This window comes from Lacticigenium naphthae DSM 19658 (genome assembly GCF_000425865.1).
GTDB classification, from domain to species: Bacteria; Bacillota; Bacilli; order Lactobacillales; family Carnobacteriaceae_A; genus Lacticigenium; species Lacticigenium naphthae.
The window spans coordinates 1-2,667 of the sequence record NZ_AUEG01000035.1 but is presented as its reverse complement, the minus strand read 5'-3'; the positions used below and the strand labels follow the sequence as shown (position 1 = coordinate 2,667).

Annotated in this window: 2 protein-coding genes; one reads left to right on the top strand and one right to left on the bottom strand. The window is 35.1% G+C overall.

Annotation, left to right across the window (positions count from 1 at the left end):
* Positions 1-486: 486 nt before the first annotated feature.
* The gene (locus tag H626_RS11075; RefSeq protein ID WP_035619217.1) at positions 487-1,743 is read right to left on the bottom strand and encodes an AI-2E family transporter; all 1,257 of its coding nucleotides are present in this window, start codon (positions 1,741-1,743) and stop codon (positions 487-489) included.
* Between the two features lie 240 nt (positions 1,744-1,983).
* Here H626_RS11075 and H626_RS0109695 point away from each other — a divergent pair, with 240 nt between their 5' ends.
* Positions 1,984-2,226 carry a hypothetical protein gene (locus H626_RS0109695; protein WP_027109190.1) on the top strand — a complete coding sequence of 81 codons (243 nt, stop codon included), beginning with the start codon at positions 1,984-1,986 and terminating at the stop codon, positions 2,224-2,226.
* Positions 2,227-2,667 lie beyond the last annotated feature (441 nt).

Here is a 2,667-nt window from a genome sequence, read left to right as displayed (position 1 = left end):
AAAAATCAAGACACCTGCACATTTGATTGTGTTTGCTTTGTTCAGTTTTCAAAGGTCAATTCGTTGTCGCCGTTATCAGCAACTTTTATATCATACATCATCTATCATATTAGTGTCAAGAACAAAATTTCAAATTAGCTAATCTGATTTTTCATTGAGACCATTTCGTCCCTCAACTCGACATTTACGACATTTACTATGTTACTCTTTTTCACAATTTTTGTCAATCTTTTTAATTAAAAAAATTGTTTGTTTTTGGTTACTCATAGGAGCAACGTTTATAAATATACCATCTTTATAAAACAAAAGTCAAGGTCTTTTTTCTACCTTCTTTGAAAAACTGCTTTTCAATCTTTATTACCTTTTCTGTCCTGCTTATATTTCTGAATATAAATTTACTCCCAATAAAAAACAAGTAGATTTCCAGCTTCTACTCACTCTTTATTGAGAGTATCTCATCAATACAAAGCATCTCTAGTTTTAAATTTAATCAGTATCTTCTTGCGATTGAGTAGAGTCATTTTCTTTTTCTTCTTTAGCTTCTTCTTTTAGATTCTCATAGTTTTTATTATCAGCTTTATGAACCGCATCCTCTATAGGATAAATATCATATTCTCCGTCGACATCCCCATAATACTGATTGTATCGAGATTTAAATTGTTGGAACAAGTAAACAACGATGACTTTGAAAATTGCATAAATTGGAACTCCGAAAACCAAACCAAAAATACCCAATAATTCTCCCGCCACTAGGAGTACAATAATGATCGTTAACGGATGGACATTCAATTGTTTTCCCATAACATTAGGCTCAATAAAATTACCATCAATAAATTGAACAATCATCCATACTATTATCAAAAACAATACCATTGTCCATGAATCGGCTACAGCAACCACCAAAGCTGGAATAAAGGCCAACGTGGGACCGATGTATGGGATGATACTCGTAAATCCGGCAACAATTGCCAGGACTCCGCTATATTTCAAATTGATAAGTGAGAATCCAATAAACATCATCACACCAATAGAGGTTGCAATAATTAGTTGACCCTTAATATAGGATCCTACTTGAGAATTTATTTCGCTAGAAACGCGGATAAGTCCTTTTCTCCATCTAGGTGGCACAACTCCCAAAAATGCATTAAAGAAACGTTCATCGTCTTTCAGTAAAAAAAATAAGACAATAGGAAAGGTGATGATCGTTACAGCAATACTCGAGAGACTCGAAACGAGTGTCGATAAGCCACTAGACCCACTGCTTAGAAAATTAGCTATCATTTCAGGAACAGAACCTATCCATCCTTCAACCGTTTGAAACATTTCATCGGCAGAGTTTTCTATAGGCAAAATGGACAGCCATCCAATCAGTGTGTTCGAAATAGACTCGATAAATTGGGGAAAGCTATCAATTAAATCACTTACTTGGCGTTGCAGTGGCTGAATAGCAAAAGCCACCAACAAACTTATTAAACCGATTATAGTGAGGAACAGAACACCTACACCCACTATACGCGGTACTTTGTGTTCTTCGAGAAAATCGATGACCGGGTTAAATAAATAGTATAGTAATAATGCAATAACAATCGGCATTATGACACTTGAAAATAGGACTACGATAGGTTCAAAAATAAATTGAATATCATTAAAGACCGTTACAACTAATCCAATTAATATCACTATTGTTAATGTGAACAGCAGATTCCATCCACCTAAAAAATCGATCCATCTTGTTTTTTTCATATTCATTCTCCTATCTATACAGCTGTATTCTCTTTCTATAATACGCTACCCTCTTTCTTTTTGAAAGAAAATAAAATGAATCTGTGCCAAATATAAAGAAACCAAGTTAACTGAAGTGACTCAGGAATGTGTCTCAAAAATCCAAAGAACATCACCATACTGACAAAAGGAATAAAAAAGAAGATAGCAATATAACTGAATTCTTATCTCCACCATTGATATGTCATAGTGTACATACCAATGGTGTCACAAATATTCGGTGCACAAACCCAATTCGACTATCTGAATACTTCGTTTGACCTAGCTGTAACACTTAAATCTATTCTTAACGGTGACAGAGTTACTTCCCTTTCAGATTGGTTGCCAGCTCTTCAGGAGGAACTAAGAGGGAAATCTGTCGACTTAGGAACTACTTACTACCCTTCGTATGCCAAGATTGGACCAGCTGTACAAATATATGCGGAAACTGCCCCTCTAGAATAATTCGAACTTGCCGAGAAAGTAATTTAAACAGACAGGAACCGTCCAAGTAACTTTTATAAGAAACCTATTTTTGTATGAAAGGATAGCTTCTTGATCAACTAACCTTTTTTATATCTTTAACAAATTTTTTGTTGAATCAATTAAAAGCATATTTGAATTTCTTTTATTATATGCAAACAGAGAGTGGAACAAAAAATGTTCAGATCCGAATAGAGCTCCGCATACTGTATCCGTAAGCCACTAAAGTGTCAACGGATACAGCAACTGGAGCGGATACTCGAAAGATAGTCGTAGACTATCGAAGAGTATTCGTGAAGTGGCTGTCTGGTCTGTTTTTTAGAGCACGTTTCAGAAAGGAATGTTTGGGAAATGATTAGAGGCTGGGACAAAAGTCCCAGCCTCTTTCCTACGTTTAGTCAAGGCAAAAGATTAACTAACAAT